This window comes from Pseudarthrobacter sp. L19 (assembly GCF_050859435.1).
In the GTDB taxonomy this organism is placed as follows: Bacteria; Actinomycetota; Actinomycetes; order Actinomycetales; family Micrococcaceae; genus Arthrobacter.
The window spans coordinates 906,242-923,073 of sequence record NZ_CP193935.1; the positions used below are offsets into that span (position 1 = coordinate 906,242).

The window sequence follows — 16,832 nt, forward strand, 5'->3', positions numbered from 1 at the left end:
CAGCCCAGGGGGTACGCCGGCACCCTGACCGGCCGAGCCGCCCGCTCTCCGGGCCGACGGCCACACGCACCGTTCTCCTGTCTCTCCGCATCGCTCGCACCGCTCGTAAAGGAACTTCCATGGCTCCCACCCGCACCACGTCCCGCCGTTTCGTCCTCACCGCCGTCGCCGCCTCCGCGGCCCTGGCCCTTACCGGGTGCGTCGCCGGGGAAGGCTCCGGCAGCCAGCCCGCAGCCGCCGCGGCGGCCGGCGGCAACGGCGGCGGCACGCTGACCATCGACTTCGCCACCTACAACCCGCTGAGCCTGGTGATCAAGAAGAAGGGCTGGCTGGAGGCCGCCCTCAAGGACCAGGGCGTCACCGTCAAGTGGGTCCAGTCGGCCGGGTCCAACAAGGCCAACGAGGCGCTGCGCTCCGGCGCGGTGGACGTCGGCTCCACCGCCGGGTCGGCCGCGCTCCTGGCCAAGGCCAACGGCTCCCCGATCAGGACCATCGACATCTTCTCCCAGCCCGAATGGGCCGCCCTGGTCACGAAGCCCGGTTCCGGCATCAGCACCGTGGCGGACCTGAAGGGTAAGTCGGTCGCGGCCACGAAGGGCACGGACCCGTACTTCTTCCTGCTGCAGGCCCTTTCCGAGGCCGGGCTCTCAGCCAAGGACGTCATTGTGCAAAACCTGCAGCACGCGGACGGCCGCACCGCCCTGGAGAACGGCTCCGTGGACGCCTGGTCCGGGCTGGATCCGATCATGGCCGGCGCCGAGCAGAAGGGCGCCAAGCTCTTCTACCGGAACCTCTCGTTCAACACCTACGGCTTCCTCAACGCCACCGAGTCCTTCCTCAAGGACCGGCCGCAGCAGGCGCAGACCGTGGTGAACGCCTACGAGAAGGCCCGCGCCTGGGCGGCCGCGAACCCGGACGAAACCGCGCAGATCCTGGCCGAGGCGGCCAGCCTGGACCTGGCCGTGGCCAAGACCGTGGTCCTGCAGCGCAGCAACCTCAACGTCAATCCCGCGCCGGGCGAAGCCCAGCGCAAGGTCCTCGCGAAGATCGGCCCCACCTTCGTGGAGACCGGGGACGTGGCGAGCCAGAAGCAGATCGACGACGCCGTCGGCTCGCTTCTCGATGACTCGCTGGTGAAGAAGGCGGACGCCTCCGCCATCAAGGACTCCTGATGACCAGCCTCGGAGACTCCCCTTCACCGGCACCACCGTTGCGGACGGGCGCGCTGTAGCCGCCCCCGCAGCTCCGGCAGACGCCGCCCGGCCGGCCTCCCCCGTCACGGGAGGACACGGCACCCCGGCGAACGGATGGTCCCCCGCCGGGTTCCTGGCCCACGGCTGGGCGCGTCTGCTCCTTGGACTGCTGGTCCCCGCGGCGGTGCTGGCGGCCTGGCAGCTGTCCACCGCCGCGGGGCTCTTCAGCGTGGTCCAGCTCCCGCCGCCGGCCTTGGTGCTCGACGCCGGCCTCGACCTGCTCCGCCGCGGGCAGCTGGGCCTGCACGTGGCCATCTCCACCCAGCGGGTGCTGATCGGCTTCGCCGCCGGCGCCGCCCTGGGCCTGGTGCTCGGTTCTCTGGTGGGCCTCTCCCGCGTGGCGGACGCCCTGCTGGGCCCCACCATCGGCGCGCTGCGGGCCGTCCCGTCCCTGGCCTGGGTGCCGCTGCTGATCCTCTGGATGAAGATCGGCGAGGACTCCAAGGTCACCCTGATCATGATCGGCGCATTCTTCCCCGTCTTCACCACCGTTTCGCTGGCCCTGCGCCACGTGGACCGGAACCTGGTGGAGGCCGCCCGAGCCTTCGGGCTCAAGGGCGTGAAGCTGCTGACCACGGTGCAGCTGCCCGCCGTCGTACCCGCCGTGTTCTCCGGGCTGCGGCTGGCCCTGGCCCAGGCGTGGCTGTTCCTCGTGGCCGCCGAGCTCATCGCCTCCTCGATGGGCCTGGGCTTCCTGCTGACCGACTCGCAGAACAACGGCCGCACGGACCGGCTGCTGCTGGCCATCGTGCTGCTGGCCGTGATCGGCAAGATCACCGACGCCCTGCTGGGCTTGGCGGAGAAGTGGGCGGTGAACCGGTGGGCGTAACGGCAACAGAGACCACGGCACAGATTCCGGGCCCCCAGAGCCTAGGCCACGGCACCGTGGCACCACTGACAGAGGCTCCGTCGACCGAGGCCGAACGCATCGCGTTTTGGGAACAGGCCGCGCTGCGCCTGGACTGGGAACCCGACGGATCCTCCGGTGCGGGGCTGCCCTGGCACACCACGCACCGCCGCCTCCCCGCGGACCCGGCGGCCGGAACCGGCCCGCAGATCAGCTGGTTCGAGGGCGGAAAGCTCAACGTCGCCTACAACTGCGTCGACCGCCATGTAGCGGCGGGACGCGGTGACACGGTGGCGCTGTACTTCGAGGGCGAACCGGGCGACCGGCGCACCTTCACCTACGCGGACCTGCAGCGCGAGGTCTCCCGGGCCGCGAACGCCCTGCTGGACCTCGGTATCACCAAGGGCGACCGGGTGGTCATCTACCTCCCGGTGATCCCCGAAACGGTCATCATCACCCTGGCTGTTGCCCGCATCGGCGCCATCCACTCCCTGGTGTTCGGCGGGTTCTCCGCCGACGCGCTGATGTTCCGGGTGGAGGACACCGGCGCGAAGCTGCTGGTCACCACGGACGGGCAGTTCCGCCGCGGCACCGCGGTGCCGGTGAAGGCCAATGCGGACGCCGCCGTCGCCGGGGACAACGCCGTCGAACACGTCCTGGTGGTCAACCGGACCACCGCGCCGGAGGACCTGGGCACCGTCCCGATGGTCCCGGGCCGGGACGTGTGGTGGCACGACGCCGTCGGGCGCGCCTCCGACGTCCACGTCGCCGAGGCGTTCGACGCCGAGACGCCGCTGTTCATCATGTACACCTCCGGCACCACCGGGAAGCCCAAGGGCCTGGTCCACACCTCCGGCGGCTACCTGACCCAGGCGTCCTGGAGCTTCGAGCACCTCTTCAGCAACCCGGACCCGGCGGAGCGCGGCAAGGACATCCACTGGTGCACCGCGGACCTGGCCTGGGTCACCGCGCACACCTACGAGCTGTACGGCCCGCTCTCCAACGGCGCCACCCAGGTGATCTTCGAAGGCACGCCGAACACTCCGCACCCGGGCCGGCACTTCGAGATCATCGAACGCTACGGCGTCACGCAGTACTACACCGCCCCCACCCTGGTGCGCTCGCTGATGGGCTGGTTCCCGGACGGCGTGCCCGCCGACTACGACCTGTCCTCCATCCGGCTGCTCGGTACCGTGGGCGAGGCCGTGAATCCGGAAGCCTGGCGCTGGTTCCGGGAGAACGTGGGCGCAGGGACAGCGCCGGTCGTGGACACCTGGTGGCAGTCCGAGACCGGCGCCACCATCCTCTCCCCCGCCCCGACCGACACCGCGTTCAAGCCCGGCTGCGCCGCCCGGCCGCTGCCCGGCGTCGGCGCCCGGATCGTGGACGAGACCGGCGCCACGGTCCCGCCCGGTGTGCAGGGCTTCATCGTGGTGGACGCCCCCGGCCCGGCGATCGCCCGTACCGTGTGGGGCAACCCGCGGCGCTACTACGACTCGTACTGGCGCCAGTACGCGGAGCAGGGCTGGTTCCTCGCCGGCGATGGGGCCAAATACGACGACGACGGCGATATCTGGATCCTGGGCCGGGTGGACGACACCCTCAACGTCTCCGGACACCTGCTCTCAACCATCGAGATCGAATCGGCACTGGTTTCGCACCCGGACGTGGTGGAGGCCGGCGTCTGCCCGGTCCCCGACGCCAAAACCGGGCACGCCATCGTCGCATTCGTGGTCCTCCGCGAATCGGCGGTGACCCCTCCCGCCGCTTAGCGTTCGCGGACTCCCCGAGCTCGCAAGCTCGCCCGGGGACCCCGATCCGGTCACTTCACTCGCTCGTTCCTCGCTCGCGCGATGCGCGGCTACGGAGGGAGTCACAGCCGATTTGAAGGCGTGGGTTGGGGCGAAGATCGGGCCGATCGCGAAGCCGCGCGACGTCGTCGTGGTCCCGGACGTGCCGAAGACCCGCAGCGGCAAGATCATGCGGCGGCTGCTGACCCAGCTGTTCGAGGGCACCGAACTCGGCGACACCACGTCGCTGCAGAACGAACCCTCGATCGCCGGCATCCAGCAGGCCCTCCGCGAACGCAGCACAGAAACAAACCGGAAGTAAGGAACACCATGACTGAGAACAGCACCGTTGCCCGCCTCTCCGAACCGCTCAAGTTCGCCTACTGGGTCCCCAACGTCTCCGGTGGCCTGGTGGTCTCCACCATCGAACAGCGCACCGGCTGGGACTTCGACTACAACAAGAAGCTGGCCCGCATCGCCGAGGATTCCGGTTTTGAGTACGCCCTGACCCAGACCCGCTACGCAGCCTCCTACGGCGCGGACAAGCAGCACGAGGCCACCTCGTTCAGCCTGGGCCTGCTGGCCGCCACCGAGCGGCTGAAGGTGATCGCCGCCGTCCACCCCGGCATGTGGCACCCTGGCGTGCTCGCGAAGTACCTGATCACCGCGGACCACATCTCGAACGGCCGCGCCGCCGTGAACATCGTCTCCGGCTGGCTCAAGGCGGAGTTCGAGAACTTCGGCCTCGAGTGGCTGGAGCACGACGAGCGCTACGTGCGCACCGAGGAGTTCATCCGGGTGCTCCGCGGCCTGCTGACCGAGAAGAACTTCAGCCAGGCGGGCAAGTACTACAACATCACCGACTTCACCCTGCAGCCGGCCCCGGTGGACGTCCCGGGCCGCGCGCACCCGGAGATCTTTTTCGGCGGCAACTCCACCGCGGCACAGGCCACGGCCGGCCGCGTGGCGGACTGGTACTTCTCCAACGGCAAGGACCTGGAAGGCTTCAAGGAGAACATCGCCGGCGTCGTTGCGGCGGCCGGCGACGCCCGGCGCGGTACCGAGGGCGCCCTCGACTTCCCGAAGTTTGGCCTGAACGGCTTCGTGATCGCCCGGGACTCCGAGAAGGAGGCCCGCGAGACCCTCCGCGAGATTGTCGCCAAGGCGCACAAACCCGCCGTCGAGGGCTTCCGCGACGCCGTTCAGGAGGCCGGGGCGTCCACCAAGGACGGCAAGGGCATGTGGGCCGACTCCAGCTTCGAGGACCTGATCCAGTACAACGACGGCTTCAAGAGCCAGCTGATCGGCACGCCAGAACAGATCGCGGAACGGATCGTCGAATACAAGAAGATCGGCGTGAACCTGCTCCTGACCTGCTACCTGCACTTCCAGGAGGAGGTGGCCGCCTTCGGCAAGGACATCCTGCCGATCGTGCGCGAACTCGAGGCCGACCTGGCCCGCAAGCACGGCACCGAACTAAACCTGTCCGCCATCCCGGCAACCAAGATTGAGGTGAACGCGTAATGGCCGACCGTACCTTCGGGTTCCGCACCCGCGCCCTGCACGCCGGCGGCACCCCCGACGCCGAACACGGCGCCCGGGCCGTGCCGATCTACCAGACCACGTCCTTTGTCTTCAAGGACACCCAGGACGCGGCCAACCTCTTCGCCCTGCAGAAGTACGGCAACATCTACTCCCGGATCGGCAACCCCACGGTGGCCGCGTTCGAGGAGCGGGTGGCGTCCCTGGAAGGGGGCATCGGCGCCGTCGCTACCTCCTCCGGAATGGCCGCGGAGTTCGTCACCTTCGCCGCGCTCACCCAGGCCGGGGACCACCTGGTGGCCTCCTCGCAGCTCTACGGCGGCACCGTGACGCAGCTGGACGTCACGCTCCGCCGCTTCGGCGTGGACACCACCTTCGTGCCCGGCACGGACCCGGCGGACTACGCCGCGGCCATCCGGGAGAACACCAAGGCGATCTTCGTCGAGGTCGTTGCCAACCCCTCCTCCGAGGTCCAGGACCTCGCCGGGCTGGCGAAGGTGGCGCACGACGCCGGCATCCCGCTGGTCGTCGACGCCACCCTGAGCACCCCGTACCTGGTGCGGCCGATCGAGCACGGCGCGGATATCGTGATTCACTCCGCCACCAAGTTCCTCGGCGGACACGGCACCACCCTGGGCGGCGTCGTCGTCGAAAGCGGCCGCTTCAACTGGGGCAACGGCAAGTTCCCCACCATGACCGAGCCGGTGGCCTCCTACGGCAACGTCTCCTGGTGGGGGAACTTCGGCGAATACGGGTTCCTCACCAAGCTCCGCTGCGAGCAGCTGCGCGACATCGGGCCCGCGCTCTCCCCGCAGTCCGCGTTCCAGCTGCTTCAGGGCATCGAGACGCTCCCGCAGCGGCTGGACGAGCACCTGAAAAACGCCCAGGCCGTGGCCGAATGGCTCGAAGCCGACGAGCGGGTGGCGTACGTGAACTACTCCGGACTGCCCTCGCACCCGCACTTCGACCGTGCCCGCACCTACCTGCCGCTGGGCCCGGGGTCCGTGTTCTCCTTCGGCGTCAAGGGCGGCCGCGCCGCGGGGCAGAAGTTCATCGAGGCCCTGCAGCTGGCCTCGCATTTGGCCAACGTGGGCGACTCCCGGACCCTGGTGATCCACCCGGGCTCCACCACCCACCAGCAGCTCAGCCCGGAGCAGCTCGAATCCGCAGGCGTGCCCGAGGACCTGGTCCGCATCTCGGTGGGTCTGGAAGACATCGAGGACATCCTCTGGGACCTGGACCAGGCCCTGGCCGCAGCGTCTGATATTTCGGCCGACGGCGTATCCGCGGAACCGGAAAAACTGTCCGCCGAAGCCTGCACGATTGGAGCGAACTGATGACCGACGCAACCCGCACCTGGACCGGACCGTCCGCGCCGGAGCGGCTGAACCTGCTCCGCCAGGCGAAGTCCATCGCGATTGTCGGCGCCTCGGACAAGCCGTCCCGGGCCAGCTACTTCGTGGCGACATACCTGCAGTCCTCCACCCGGTACAAGGTTTACTTCGTGAACCCGGTGGTGAAAGAGATCCTGGGCCAGCCAAGCTACGCGTCGCTGGCGGACCTGCCGGAGAGCCCGGACATTGTCGATGTGTTCCGCAAGCACGATGACCTGCCGGGCGTGCTGGACGAGGCGATCGCCGCCGGCGCCAAGACGCTCTGGCTGCAGCTGGGGTCCTGGCACGAGGACGTGGCCAAGGAGGCCGAGGCGGCCGGGCTGAATGTGGTGATGGACCGGTGCGTGAAGATCGAGCACGCCCGCTTCCACGGCGGCCTGCACCTGGCCGGCTTCGACACCGGAGTCATCTCCTCGAAACGGCAGGTCCTGGCCTGAGCCGGGATCAGCGCTGCCCCGTCCCGTCCGGAACCTCGGGGATGGCCGGGACGGTGGGCAGCGGGCTGACCGGGATGCCCCGGCCGTCGGCGCCGGGGATCACCGGGGTGACCGGCCGCTGCGAAGGGGTCGGCAGCACGCCGGTCCGGCCGACGTCGCGGCCGAGGCCCGGCTGCGTGGCCGAGGTGCTGGGCCGGACCGGTTCGGGGACCGCGCCCGGAGCCGTCGCCTGAAGGGTCGGTGCCGTGACGGTGCCGGCCGGCGCGGGGACCGGTGCCGGGGCGGCCGGCAGGTCCGACGGCGACGGGCGGACCGTGGACGGAGCGGGGGCCGGGGCGTTGCCGGCGGGCTGGAAGATGCTGCCCACGGTGTGGCCGACGCTGTCGCGGAAGTCCTGGCTGGCGGCAGCCACGGCACCCGCGCCGAGGGTCATGGCGCCGACGACGGCGCCGCCCACCAAGGCCATCCGGCGCCGGTTTCCGCGGCTGCGGCGGTGCGCGGCCAGGCTGGCGACGCCCTCGGGGAGCGGGGGCTCCGCGACGGAGTCGACGGCTTCATCGGAGGTTGCTGCTGCGGGGGCGCCGGCGGCGAGCAGGGCCGCGAGGTCGGCCCGGGGGGCGGGGGCCTGCTCCGGGATCAGGGCCTGAAGGTTTTCCAGGGCCCCGCGGAGTTCGGCGGCAGATTCAAGGCCGGCATCACGGAGCACCGCCTGGATGCTGCCATCCTGCTGGGGTTTGCGGGTGCCGGTCATGATGCTGCGTGGTCCTTTTCTGTTACCAGTTCGCGCAGGGCACTGAGCCCGCGCCGCTGAAGCTGTTTGATGGCACCCGGGCTCTTGCCCATGATGCTGGCCACCTCGTCGATGGCGAGGTCCGCGACGATCCGCAGGACCAGGACTTCCCGTTGCTCCTCGTTGAGCAGGGAGAGTGTGTGGGTCAGGCCCCCGAGGGATCCGAGTGCCTCGTCCTCCGCGGAGACCGTGAGCCGGTCATCCGTCAGGGGGTCGTAAGGGGTGTGGTGCGGGGCCCGTTCCGAGCGGCGGTAGTGGTCCACCAGCCGGGCGTGGGCCACGGAGAAAATGAATGTCCGCAGTCCCTTGTGGCCGCCGGTGACGCCGCCGAGCCGGGGCAGGACGTCCACGAACACATCCTGGGTGAGAGCCTCGGCGTCGTCGACGCCCTTGGCCCGGAAATAGCCGAGCACCGCCGGGGACATCACGGTGTAGACGGCGCTGAATCCTGACGGGTCGCCAGCCAGGGCGGCTGACAATTCGTCATCGCTCAGCTGGTCTGCCAAGAGGCTTTCCTTCCGTTTACTGCTGTGGGGTGCGGCCCCCAAGATCTTAGCGGCCGCACCCCGTCACCTCCGAAAGGAGATGGGCAGTGCTTACTTCTTCACCTGCGGGACATCCACCGACGGGACGGCCGGGACGGCCGGAGTAGCGGGGAGGTCCTTGGCACCCGGGACAGCCGGGGTGGCGACGGTGACGCCGGCGTGAGCCTGGGCCTCAGCGGCACCCTTGGCGTTGGCGGCGCCGTCGACGGTCACTCCGGTCTTGTCGGCGGAGACGGAGCCCTCGGCGGACTCGTCGGCACCCTTGACGGAGGCGTCGCCCTTGGCGGCACCGTCAACGGCGGGAGCGGACGGCACAGCCGGAACGGCCGGGGTAGCCGGAACGGCGGGCAGCGACGGGGTCGCCGGAACCGCGGGAACGGCCGGGGTGGCGGGCGTAGCGTTGCTCACTTCAGCCTGCTGGGTGTTCGAGACCTGGGCCGCGTTGGCCAGGCCGATTCCGGAGAAGCCTCCGACCGCGAGAATGGCGGCGCCGACAGCAATCTTGGTGGTCTTGCTAACACTCTTCATGAAAATTACATCCTTTGGTTGTGGAGGGCCGGCGGCGCCCGATGGGGGCGGGCGCCCGCCGGCTCTTACAGTGGGGATCCCGTCGGCACCTGATGGGGGCAGGTGCCGGTCGGATCCGTCCGGCGAAGCCCGCGGCGCCCGATGGGGGCGGGTGCCGTGCGGTAGCTTCGCGGCCGCGCCGCGGAACGTGGTTGGGGTCCAGGTCCCGTGCGGCGCTTACATAGGGGTAATCGCCGGAAGGGCCGGAAAGGTTACGCGGATCCGGAATATTCTTTTATTTCTTTTTCTGAGGACCGTTCCGCCGCGGATTCTTGCGTTTTTTTCCGGGGTTGTCGGGGGTTGTCCGGGGTTAGACGGCGACGGCGGCGCCCCACCGTTCCGGGTGGGACGCCGCCGTCGGGCGCTGTAAGGGCCTTAGCCCTAGATCAGGTCAGTCGTTGATGAGGTCGTTGACCACGATCGTCTGGTCGCGGTCCGGGCCGACGCCGATCGCGGAGAACCGGGTGCCGGAGAGCTTCTCGAGCGCCAGCACGTAGTTGCGGGCGTTCTCCGGCAGGTCGTCCAGGGTGCGGGCGCCGGTGATGTCCTCGGTCCAGCCGTCGAAGTACTCGAAGATGGGCTTCGCGTGGTGGAACTCGGTCTGGGTCATCGGCATCTCATCGTGCCGGACGCCGTCGACGTCGTAGGCCACGCAGACCGGGATCTGCTCGATGCCGGTGAGCACGTCCAGCTTGGTGACGAAGTAGTCGGTGAAGCCGTTGACGCGGGAGGCGTGCCGGGCCAGCACGGCGTCGTACCAGCCGCAGCGGCGCGGGCGGCCGGTGTTGACGCCGAACTCACCGCCGGTCTTCTGCAGGTAGACGCCCATCTCGTCGAACAGTTCGGTGGGGAACGGTCCGGCGCCGACGCGCGTGGTGTACGCCTTGATGATGCCGATCGAGCGGGAGATCCGGGTGGGGCCGATGCCCGAGCCCACGGACGCGCCGCCGGCGGTCGGGTTCGATGAGGTCACGAACGGGTAGGTGCCGTGGTCGACGTCGAGGAACGTGGCCTGGCCGCCCTCCATGAGGACCACCTTGCCCTCGTCCAGCGCCGTGTTCAGCAGGAAGGTGCTGTCGACCACCAGGGGGCGGAGACGCTCGGCGAAGGAGAGGAAGTAGTCCACGATCTCGTCCACCTCGATGTCGCGGCGGTTGTAGACCTTGACCAGCAGTTCGTTCTTCTGCCGCAGCGAGCCCTCGACCTTCTGGCGCAGGATGGACTCGTCGAAGACGTCCTGAACGCGGATGCCGAGGCGGGCCACCTTGTCCATGTAGGCCGGGCCGATCCCGCGGCCGGTGGTGCCGATGGCGCGGCTGCCGAGGAACCGCTCGGTGACCTTGTCCAGCACCTGGTGGTAGGGCGCAACGAGGTGGGCGTTGGCGGAGACGCGCAGCCTGGAGGTGTCCGCGCCGCGGGCCTCGAGCCCCTCGATCTCCTGGAACAGGGCCTCGAGGTTCACCACGCAGCCGTTGCCGATCACCGGGATGGCGTTGGGGCTGAGGATGCCGGCAGGAAGGAGCTTCAGCTCGTACTTCTCACCGCCTACGACGACGGTATGGCCGGCGTTGTTGCCGCCGTTGGGCTTGACGACGTAGTCGACGCGGCCGCCGAGCAGGTCGGTGGCTTTACCTTTGCCCTCGTCGCCCCACTGGGCTCCGACGATCACGATTGCTGGCATGGGATCCTCCCCCATTCGTTCGGGCCGTGCAGCGGTCCACCAGGTGATTCCGCAGTCCGGCACCGTTCATGAGAATGCCCCGACTCTACCGCTGCGGGCAGTACCACTACGTTTCGTCCTACTACGTACTGCTGTGGACTGTGCCGTCAACGCCGGAGTCAGGGGCTCTTACCACCCAAGTTTAGCCGACGACGGCGCCGGCGGCGCGTTTTTGGCCGCCACCACGGGCCCGCGACACATTGTGGGCGTAACTTGCGGGCGGCCCCCGGGTGGAATGTAGTGGGAGTGACCATCCCGAGCGGCCGAGGGACCTGGACCGTTGACGCCGCAGCAACCCCGCCGGACCCGGACCGCCCCTCAAGGCGGCTGCCGCGGCCGGCCACGGTGCTACCGCCAGGACCGATGGAAAGGAAACCGAGCCATGACCTCCCCCTCGTCCCAGAACACCGACCACATCCGCGTCACCCACGCCGGGTCTCTGCCCCGCACCCCGGAGCTGATCGCCGCGAACGAGGCCAAGGAAAAGGACGGGCTCACCCCCGAATTCCTGGACCTGCTGGAAACCTCGGTCAAGGACGTGGTGCAGCGCCAGAGCGACCTGGGCATCGACATTGCCAACGACGGCGAATACGGCCACACCATGTCCAGTTCCGTGGACTACGGCGCCTGGTGGAACTACTCCTTCTCCCGCCTCGGCGGCCTGGAACCGACCAACGTGGACCGCTGGGCCGATGCCCAGGTACACCGCTCCTCGCCGGGCCACATCGTCCTGACGTCCTTCCCGGACCGCCGGGACCGGCAGAAATTCAACGACGCCTACAACGATCCGTCCTCGGGCATCCTCTCGCACCGCAAGTCGGTCACCCAGCCCAAGATCGCCGGGCCGCTGACCTACACGGGCCAGGAACTGGTGGCCTCCGACGTCGCCAACCTCAGGACCGGGCTCGCCGCGGCGGGCCTGACGGAGGGCTTCGTCGCCTCCCTCTCCCCCGGGTCCTGCGCCCGGGTGGCCAACGAGTACTACCAGAGCGACGAGGAACTGCTCTACGCCTGCGCGGATGCCATGCGCGAGGAGTACAAGGCCATCATCGACGCCGACCTGACAGTCCAGCTGGACGACCCGTCGCTGGCCGAGAGCTGGGACCAGATCAACCCCGAGCCCAGCCTGGAGGACTACCGGAAGTTCATCCAGCTCCGGGTGGAGGCCACCAACTGGGCGCTCCGGGACCTGCCGCAGGAGCAGATCCGGTTGCACGTCTGCTGGGGTTCCTGGCACGGCCCGCACACCACGGACATCCCGTTCCAGGACATCATCGGCTCGGTGCTGCAGGTCAACGCCGGCGCCTACTCCTTCGAGGCGGCCAACGTCCGGCACGAGCACGAGTGGCGGGTCTGGGAGGATACCAAGCTTCCCGAGGGCAAGTCGATCATCCCCGGCGTCGTCTCGCACGCCACCAACGTCGTAGAGCACCCGGACCTGGTGGCGGACCGGATCGTGCGTTTCGCCGAACTGGTGGGCCGCGAGAACGTCATCGCCTCCACGGACTGCGGCCTTGGTGGCCGGGTCCACCCGCAGATTGCCTTCGCCAAGCTGGAGGCGCTGGGCGAGGGAGCACGGCGGGCCACCAAGCGACTTTGGTGACCGGCGGCCGGCCGGCGGGATCTTGGTAGACTGGTAAAGGCCGGACAGGTTCCGGCCCACACCACATTTTCACACCACACCGGCTGCGGCGTGCCTTACTTTGGCGCGCCTGCGGCCGGTCTGGCGGCGTTACCAATCCCGCAGGAGACCCAGCACCATATGACAGCCCTGGCCACTGAAAATTTCCGCGAACAGCTTTTTGACCGCCGCTACGAGGCCAATGTCGCTCCGGTCAACGAGCTGTGCGACACCCTCCAGACCGCCAAGGCCGGCACCACCGTCCCCTACGTCGATCCCGCCCACGACGTGGAGGAATGCCGCATCGTGAGCCTGTTCTCCAACATCGGCACGGCGGACCCGTCCGGGTTCATCACCGCCGGCGATTCCGACGCCGCCACCCGGCTGCTGGGCATCCAGTGGAAGCTGGGCCTGCGTCCCGAGTTCGTGATGCCGTGGAACGTCCACCCGTGGCACGTCAAGGGGGAGCCCAACGGCAAGTTCACCCCGGACCAGATCTCCGCCGGACTCAAGCCGCTGCTGAAGTTCTTGGCCCTGGTCCCACGCGCCTCCGTGATCGTCGCCCACGGCACCGAGGCCAACCGGCTGGCCAACCTGCTGCTGAAGACCGAGGTGCCGATGATCTGGCGCCGCGGCCTGAAGACCTACAAGGTCCGGTCGCTCAGCGGCCGAGCCTTCGCCGGCACCCCGGCGCGGCAGGAGCAGTACCTCGAGGACATGCGCGTGGCCTACGCGGACGCGATGGCCCGCACCGGCCTGGCGAAGGCCTGACCACCACAACTAAACCGCGACGGCGGGTGTCCACCTTTCGGTGGGCACCCGCCGTCGCCGTTGGGTCCCGGGTCATCCGGGGCGGCGCAGGGTCAGCCGCGCGCCTCGATGGCGGCCTTGGCCGTGGGATCGGACTCCTGCAGGAACTTCTCGATCCGCTCCGGCTCCTCGGCCTCACCGATCGCGGCGGAGGCCCGGCCGAGCGAGTAGAGGGCCCGCAGGAAGCCCTGGTTCGGCTCGTGCTCCCAGGGGATCGGTCCGGCGCCGCGCCAGCCGTTGCGCCGGAGGGAGTCCAGGCCGCGGTGGTAGCCGACGCGGGAGTAGGCGTAGGAATCGATGGTCCGGCCCTCTTTCCACGCTTCCTCGGCCAGTACGGCCCAGAGCAGCGAGGACGTCGGGTGCTTCTCCACCAGGTCCAGGGCCTCGTGACCGGCCTCCAGGCCAGCGGTGACCTCGGTCTCCGCGGGCAGGAGGGTGGGTTCGGGGCCCAGCAGGTTCTTCCGGAATTCGTCCGACACGGTTAGAACGTCTTGCCGGTGGAGCCGAGCTGCTGGGCGGCTTCGACCACGCGGGCGGCCAGGCCGGCCTCGGCGGAGGCACCCCAGACGCGCGGGTCGTACATCTTCTTGTTGCCGACCTCGCCGTCGATCTTCAGGACGCCGTCGTAGTTGCGGAACATGTGGTCCACCACCGGGCGGGTGTAGGCGTACTGGGTGTCGGTGTCGATGTTCATCTTGATCACGCCGTAGGAGACCGCGTCGGCGATTTCCTTCTCGGAGGAGCCGGAGCCGCCGTGGAAGACCAGGTCGAACGGGTTGGCCTTGCCGATCTTGGCGCCCACCTGCTCCTGGATGTCCTTGAGGATCTCCGGGCGCAGCTTCACGCCGCCGGGCTTGTACACGCCGTGCACGTTGCCGAAGGTCAGGGCAGTGATGTAGCGGCCGTTCTCGCCGGCGCCGAGGGCGTCGATGGTGGCGAGGGCGTCCTCGACCGTGGTGTACAGCTTGTCGTTGATGGCGTTCTCGACGCCGTCTTCCTCGCCGCCGACCGTGCCGATCTCGACCTCAAGGATCATCTTGGCGGCCGCGGTGCGGGCCAGCAGATCACGGGCGATCCGCAGGTTCTCCTGCAGGGTCTCGGCGGAGCCGTCCCACATGTGGGAGTTGAAGAGCGGGTTGCGGCCGGCCTTGACCTCGGCCTCGGAGGCGGCCAGCAGCGGCAGGACGAACCCGTCCAGCTTGTCCTTGGGGCAGTGGTCCGTGTGCAGGGCGATGTTGACGCCGTAGTTCTTGGCGACCTCGCGGGCGAACGCGGCGAAGCCCAGGGAGCCGGCCACCATGTCCTTGGTGGAGGCGCCGGACCAGTAAGCGGCTCCGCCGGTGGAGACCTGGACGATGCCGTCGGACTCGGCCTCGGCGAAGCCGCGGAGGGCGGCGTTCAGGGTCTGGGAGGAGGTCACGTTGACGGCGGGAAAAGCGAAACCGCCCGTCTTCGCGCGGTCGATCATCTCGGAGTAAATCTCTGGGGTTGCAATGGGCATGCTGACTCCTTAAGTGAATTTCGTCTGCGGGCTGGGCTGACCCCTGGGGTGAACCTCGTCGGCTACGCACCATCCTAGCCATTCCCGCCGGAGGGCAGTGGTTCCGCTCACTCCCGGCTGTAACACTGCCCCCGGAGCGGAGCGGATAGGGTGGCAGCATCATGCCCGGCCAGCCCACCCGCATCATCCACTCCGCCCGCCTCGTCTCCGGTGGGTCCATCACCGCCGACGCCTGGGTGGCGTTCGCCGGTAGCATCGTCGCGGCCATCGGGTCCGGAGACGGCTGGCGGGCGCTGGCGCAGCCCGGGTGCGCCATCACGGATGCGGCCGGGCGCTGGCTGGTGCCGGGCTTCATCGACCTGCACTGCCACGGCGGGGGCGGCGCCGCGTTCGACGACGGACCTGACGCGATCGGCCGGGCCCTGGCCACCCACCACCGGCACGGCACCACCCGGCTGGTGCTCTCCCTCGTCACCGCGGCCCGGCCGGACCTGGAGGCCCGGCTCGCCGCCGTCGCTGATGCGGCCGAGGCGGACCCGCTGGTCCTGGGCGCGCACCTGGAGGGCCCCTTCCTCGCCGCTACCTTCCGCGGCGCCCACGACCCGGCCCTGCTCCGCGCCCCGGACCCGGATGACGTCGCGGCGTTGCTGGCGGCGGGACGCGGCACGCTCCGGCAGTGGACCCTCGCCCCGGAACTGCCCGGCGCGATGGCGGCCCTCCGCACCCTGGTGGATGCCGGCGTCGCGGTCGCCGTCGGTCACACCGCCGCCGGGTACGACGCCGCCGTGGCCGCGTTCGACGCCGGCGCCTCCATCCTCACGCACGCCTTCAACGCGATGCCGGGGCTGCACCACCGGGAGCCCGGGCCCGTTGCCGCGGCGTTCCGTTCCCTCGGCGTGACCCTTGAGCTGATCAACGATGGCGTCCACGTGCACCCGGAAATGGTGCGGCTGGCCTTCACCGGGGCCCCGGGCCGGGTGGCGCTGGTCAGCGACGCGATGGCCGCGGCCGGCGCCGCGGACGGAGACTACCGGCTGGGCACGCTGCCCGTGACGGTGCGCGGCGGGGTGGCCCGCCTGGCCGGGACCGGGGACGCGGAGGGTCCGATCGCCGGGTCCACCCTGACGCTCGACGCGGCCCTGCGCCGGGCGGTGCGGGACGCGGGCATCCCGCTGGCGGACGCGGTGACGGCGCTGACGGGGACGCCGGCGCGGGCAATCGGCCGGGGCGCGGACCTGGGCCTGCTGGCGCCGGGGTACCAGGCGGACGCGGTGCTGCTGGATGAGGACCTGGCCGTCACGGCGGTGTTCGCCGCGGGCCTGCCCGTCTAAAAAACTGGCCTGGCCGCCGGCCTAGCCGGGGAGCTGGTTGAAGACGTGCCGGCGGATCCAGGCGTGCATCGCGATCGCGGCGGCCGAGGCGGCGTTGATGGACCGGGTGGAGCCGAACTGCTCGATGGAGAGAGTGTCCACCGCCGCGGCGTGCACCTCGGGGGTCAGGCCGGGGCCCTCCTGGCCGAACACCAGCACGCAGTCGCGCGGGAGTTCGTAGGTCTCCAGCGGCACCGAGTCCGGGAAGATGTCGATCCCGATAATCGCGAGGTTCTCCCCCTGCGCCCAGCCCACGAAGTCCTCCACCGTGGGGTGGTGGCGGACGTGCTGGTAGCGGTCGGTGACCATGGCACCGCGACGGTTCCACCGCCGTCGCCCGATGATGTGCACCTCCTTGGCCAGGAAGGCGTTCGCCGTCCGGACCACGGTGCCGATGTTCATGTCGTGCTGCCAGTTTTCGATGGCGATGTGGAAGTTGTGGCGGCGAGAGTCCAGCTCGGCGACGATCGCCTCGTGCTTCCAGTACCGGTACTTGTCCAGGACGTTGCGCCGGTCCCCGTCGGCCAGCAGGTCCGGGTCCCAGTGGTCCCCCTCGGGCAGCGGGCCGGTCCAGGGCCCGACGCCGATCTCCGGTTCCTGCCCGGGTTCAGGTTCTGCTGCTGGCGGTACTTCTGGCTGGGTCAC

Annotated in this window: 15 protein-coding genes and 1 pseudogene; 9 read left to right on the plus strand and 7 right to left on the minus strand. The window is 69.6% G+C overall.

Annotated elements, in window-relative coordinates; genetic code table 11:
• Positions 1–119 precede the first annotated feature (119 nt).
• The 6 genes and pseudogenes from ACRQ5B_RS04115 (at position 120) to ACRQ5B_RS04140 (ending at position 7,263) form a co-directional block, all read left to right on the plus strand.
• Positions 120–1,172 carry an aliphatic sulfonate ABC transporter substrate-binding protein gene (locus ACRQ5B_RS04115; RefSeq protein WP_432397200.1) on the plus strand — a complete coding sequence of 351 codons (1,053 nt, stop codon included), beginning with the start codon at positions 120–122 and terminating at the stop codon, positions 1,170–1,172.
• A 154-nt stretch (positions 1,173–1,326) separates the two neighbouring features.
• Positions 1,327–2,082 (plus strand): ABC transporter permease, encoded by a 756-nt coding sequence (locus tag ACRQ5B_RS04120; RefSeq protein WP_432398693.1) that lies wholly within the window; start codon positions 1,327–1,329, stop codon positions 2,080–2,082.
• A 56-nt stretch (positions 2,083–2,138) separates the two neighbouring features.
• Positions 2,139–4,212 (plus strand): annotated as a pseudogene (locus tag ACRQ5B_RS04125) (acetate--CoA ligase).
• A gap of 8 nt (positions 4,213–4,220) precedes the next feature.
• A complete protein-coding gene (sfnG, locus tag ACRQ5B_RS04130; RefSeq protein ID WP_432397203.1) occupies positions 4,221–5,414 on the plus strand; it encodes a dimethylsulfone monooxygenase SfnG in 1,194 nt (397 codons plus the stop codon).
• Positions 5,414–6,769 (plus strand): O-acetylhomoserine aminocarboxypropyltransferase/cysteine synthase family protein, encoded by a 1,356-nt coding sequence (locus ACRQ5B_RS04135; protein ID WP_432397206.1) that lies wholly within the window; start codon positions 5,414–5,416, stop codon positions 6,767–6,769. Before sfnG ends, ACRQ5B_RS04135 begins: the two co-directional genes overlap by 1 nt.
• Complete coding sequence (locus tag ACRQ5B_RS04140; protein ID WP_432397209.1) at positions 6,769–7,263, plus strand: CoA-binding protein; 495 nt, start codon at positions 6,769–6,771, stop codon at positions 7,261–7,263. The genes ACRQ5B_RS04135 and ACRQ5B_RS04140 overlap by 1 nt, the downstream gene beginning before the upstream one ends.
• 7 nt (positions 7,264–7,270) lie before the next feature.
• Here ACRQ5B_RS04140 and ACRQ5B_RS04145 read toward each other — a convergent pair whose 3' ends face one another.
• The 4 genes from ACRQ5B_RS04145 to ACRQ5B_RS04160 all read right to left on the minus strand — a co-directional run bounded on the left by ACRQ5B_RS04145 (position 7,271) and on the right by ACRQ5B_RS04160 (position 10,846).
• The gene (locus tag ACRQ5B_RS04145) at positions 7,271–8,014 is read right to left on the minus strand and encodes a hypothetical protein (protein ID WP_432397212.1); all 744 of its coding nucleotides are present in this window, start codon (positions 8,012–8,014) and stop codon (positions 7,271–7,273) included.
• Positions 8,011–8,559 (minus strand): RNA polymerase sigma factor, encoded by a 549-nt coding sequence (locus ACRQ5B_RS04150; protein ID WP_432397215.1) that lies wholly within the window; start codon positions 8,557–8,559, stop codon positions 8,011–8,013. Before ACRQ5B_RS04150 ends, ACRQ5B_RS04145 begins: the two co-directional genes overlap by 4 nt.
• A gap of 90 nt (positions 8,560–8,649) precedes the next feature.
• Positions 8,650–9,126 carry a hypothetical protein gene (locus ACRQ5B_RS04155; protein ID WP_432397217.1) on the minus strand — a complete coding sequence of 159 codons (477 nt, stop codon included), beginning with the start codon at positions 9,124–9,126 and terminating at the stop codon, positions 8,650–8,652.
• Positions 9,127–9,556: 430 nt separating this feature from the next.
• The gene (locus ACRQ5B_RS04160; RefSeq protein ID WP_432397220.1) at positions 9,557–10,846 is read right to left on the minus strand and encodes an adenylosuccinate synthase; all 1,290 of its coding nucleotides are present in this window, start codon (positions 10,844–10,846) and stop codon (positions 9,557–9,559) included.
• Between the two features lie 421 nt (positions 10,847–11,267).
• On the opposite strand from ACRQ5B_RS04160, the gene ACRQ5B_RS04165 reads away from it, so the two are divergent.
• Both ACRQ5B_RS04165 and ACRQ5B_RS04170 read left to right on the plus strand, forming a co-directional pair.
• On the plus strand, positions 11,268–12,488 hold the full coding sequence (locus tag ACRQ5B_RS04165) for a cobalamin-independent methionine synthase II family protein (protein WP_432397223.1): 1,221 nt from the start codon (positions 11,268–11,270) through the stop codon (positions 12,486–12,488).
• Positions 12,489–12,647: 159 nt separating this feature from the next.
• The gene (locus ACRQ5B_RS04170) at positions 12,648–13,277 is read left to right on the plus strand and encodes a uracil-DNA glycosylase (protein WP_432397226.1); all 630 of its coding nucleotides are present in this window, start codon (positions 12,648–12,650) and stop codon (positions 13,275–13,277) included.
• A 92-nt stretch (positions 13,278–13,369) separates the two neighbouring features.
• Here the strand turns inward: ACRQ5B_RS04170 and ACRQ5B_RS04175 are convergent, their stop codons facing one another.
• Both ACRQ5B_RS04175 and fbaA read right to left on the minus strand, forming a co-directional pair.
• Positions 13,370–13,795 carry a DUF3151 domain-containing protein gene (locus ACRQ5B_RS04175; RefSeq protein ID WP_432397229.1) on the minus strand — a complete coding sequence of 142 codons (426 nt, stop codon included), beginning with the start codon at positions 13,793–13,795 and terminating at the stop codon, positions 13,370–13,372.
• A 2-nt stretch (positions 13,796–13,797) separates the two neighbouring features.
• Complete coding sequence (fbaA, locus tag ACRQ5B_RS04180) at positions 13,798–14,817, minus strand: class II fructose-bisphosphate aldolase (RefSeq protein ID WP_432397232.1); 1,020 nt, start codon at positions 14,815–14,817, stop codon at positions 13,798–13,800.
• A 161-nt stretch (positions 14,818–14,978) separates the two neighbouring features.
• On the opposite strand from fbaA, the gene ACRQ5B_RS04185 reads away from it, so the two are divergent.
• Positions 14,979–16,148, plus strand: coding sequence for an N-acetylglucosamine-6-phosphate deacetylase (locus ACRQ5B_RS04185; protein ID WP_432397235.1), 1,170 nt, complete (start codon positions 14,979–14,981; stop codon positions 16,146–16,148).
• A gap of 21 nt (positions 16,149–16,169) precedes the next feature.
• On the opposite strand, the gene ACRQ5B_RS04190 is transcribed toward ACRQ5B_RS04185, so the two are convergent.
• A complete protein-coding gene (locus ACRQ5B_RS04190) occupies positions 16,170–16,832 on the minus strand; it encodes a TrmH family RNA methyltransferase (protein ID WP_432397237.1) in 663 nt (220 codons plus the stop codon).

Coding starts and splice junctions, on each gene's coding strand:
- ACRQ5B_RS04115 (WP_432397200.1), top strand. CDS start 120: ATGGCTCCCACCCGCACCACGTCCCGCCGTTTCGTCCTCACCGCCGTC.
- sfnG (WP_432397203.1), top strand. CDS start 4,221: ATGACTGAGAACAGCACCGTTGCCCGCCTCTCCGAACCGCTCAAGTTC.
- ACRQ5B_RS04135 (WP_432397206.1), top strand. CDS start 5,414: ATGGCCGACCGTACCTTCGGGTTCCGCACCCGCGCCCTGCACGCCGGC.
- ACRQ5B_RS04140 (WP_432397209.1), top strand. CDS start 6,769: ATGACCGACGCAACCCGCACCTGGACCGGACCGTCCGCGCCGGAGCGG.
- ACRQ5B_RS04145 (WP_432397212.1), bottom strand. CDS start 8,014: ATGACCGGCACCCGCAAACCCCAGCAGGATGGCAGCATCCAGGCGGTG.
- ACRQ5B_RS04155 (WP_432397217.1), bottom strand. CDS start 9,126: ATGAAGAGTGTTAGCAAGACCACCAAGATTGCTGTCGGCGCCGCCATT.
- ACRQ5B_RS04160 (WP_432397220.1), bottom strand. CDS start 10,846: ATGCCAGCAATCGTGATCGTCGGAGCCCAGTGGGGCGACGAGGGCAAA.
- ACRQ5B_RS04165 (WP_432397223.1), top strand. CDS start 11,268: ATGACCTCCCCCTCGTCCCAGAACACCGACCACATCCGCGTCACCCAC.
- ACRQ5B_RS04170 (WP_432397226.1), top strand. CDS start 12,648: ATGACAGCCCTGGCCACTGAAAATTTCCGCGAACAGCTTTTTGACCGC.
- fbaA (WP_432397232.1), bottom strand. CDS start 14,817: ATGCCCATTGCAACCCCAGAGATTTACTCCGAGATGATCGACCGCGCG.
- ACRQ5B_RS04185 (WP_432397235.1), top strand. CDS start 14,979: ATGCCCGGCCAGCCCACCCGCATCATCCACTCCGCCCGCCTCGTCTCC.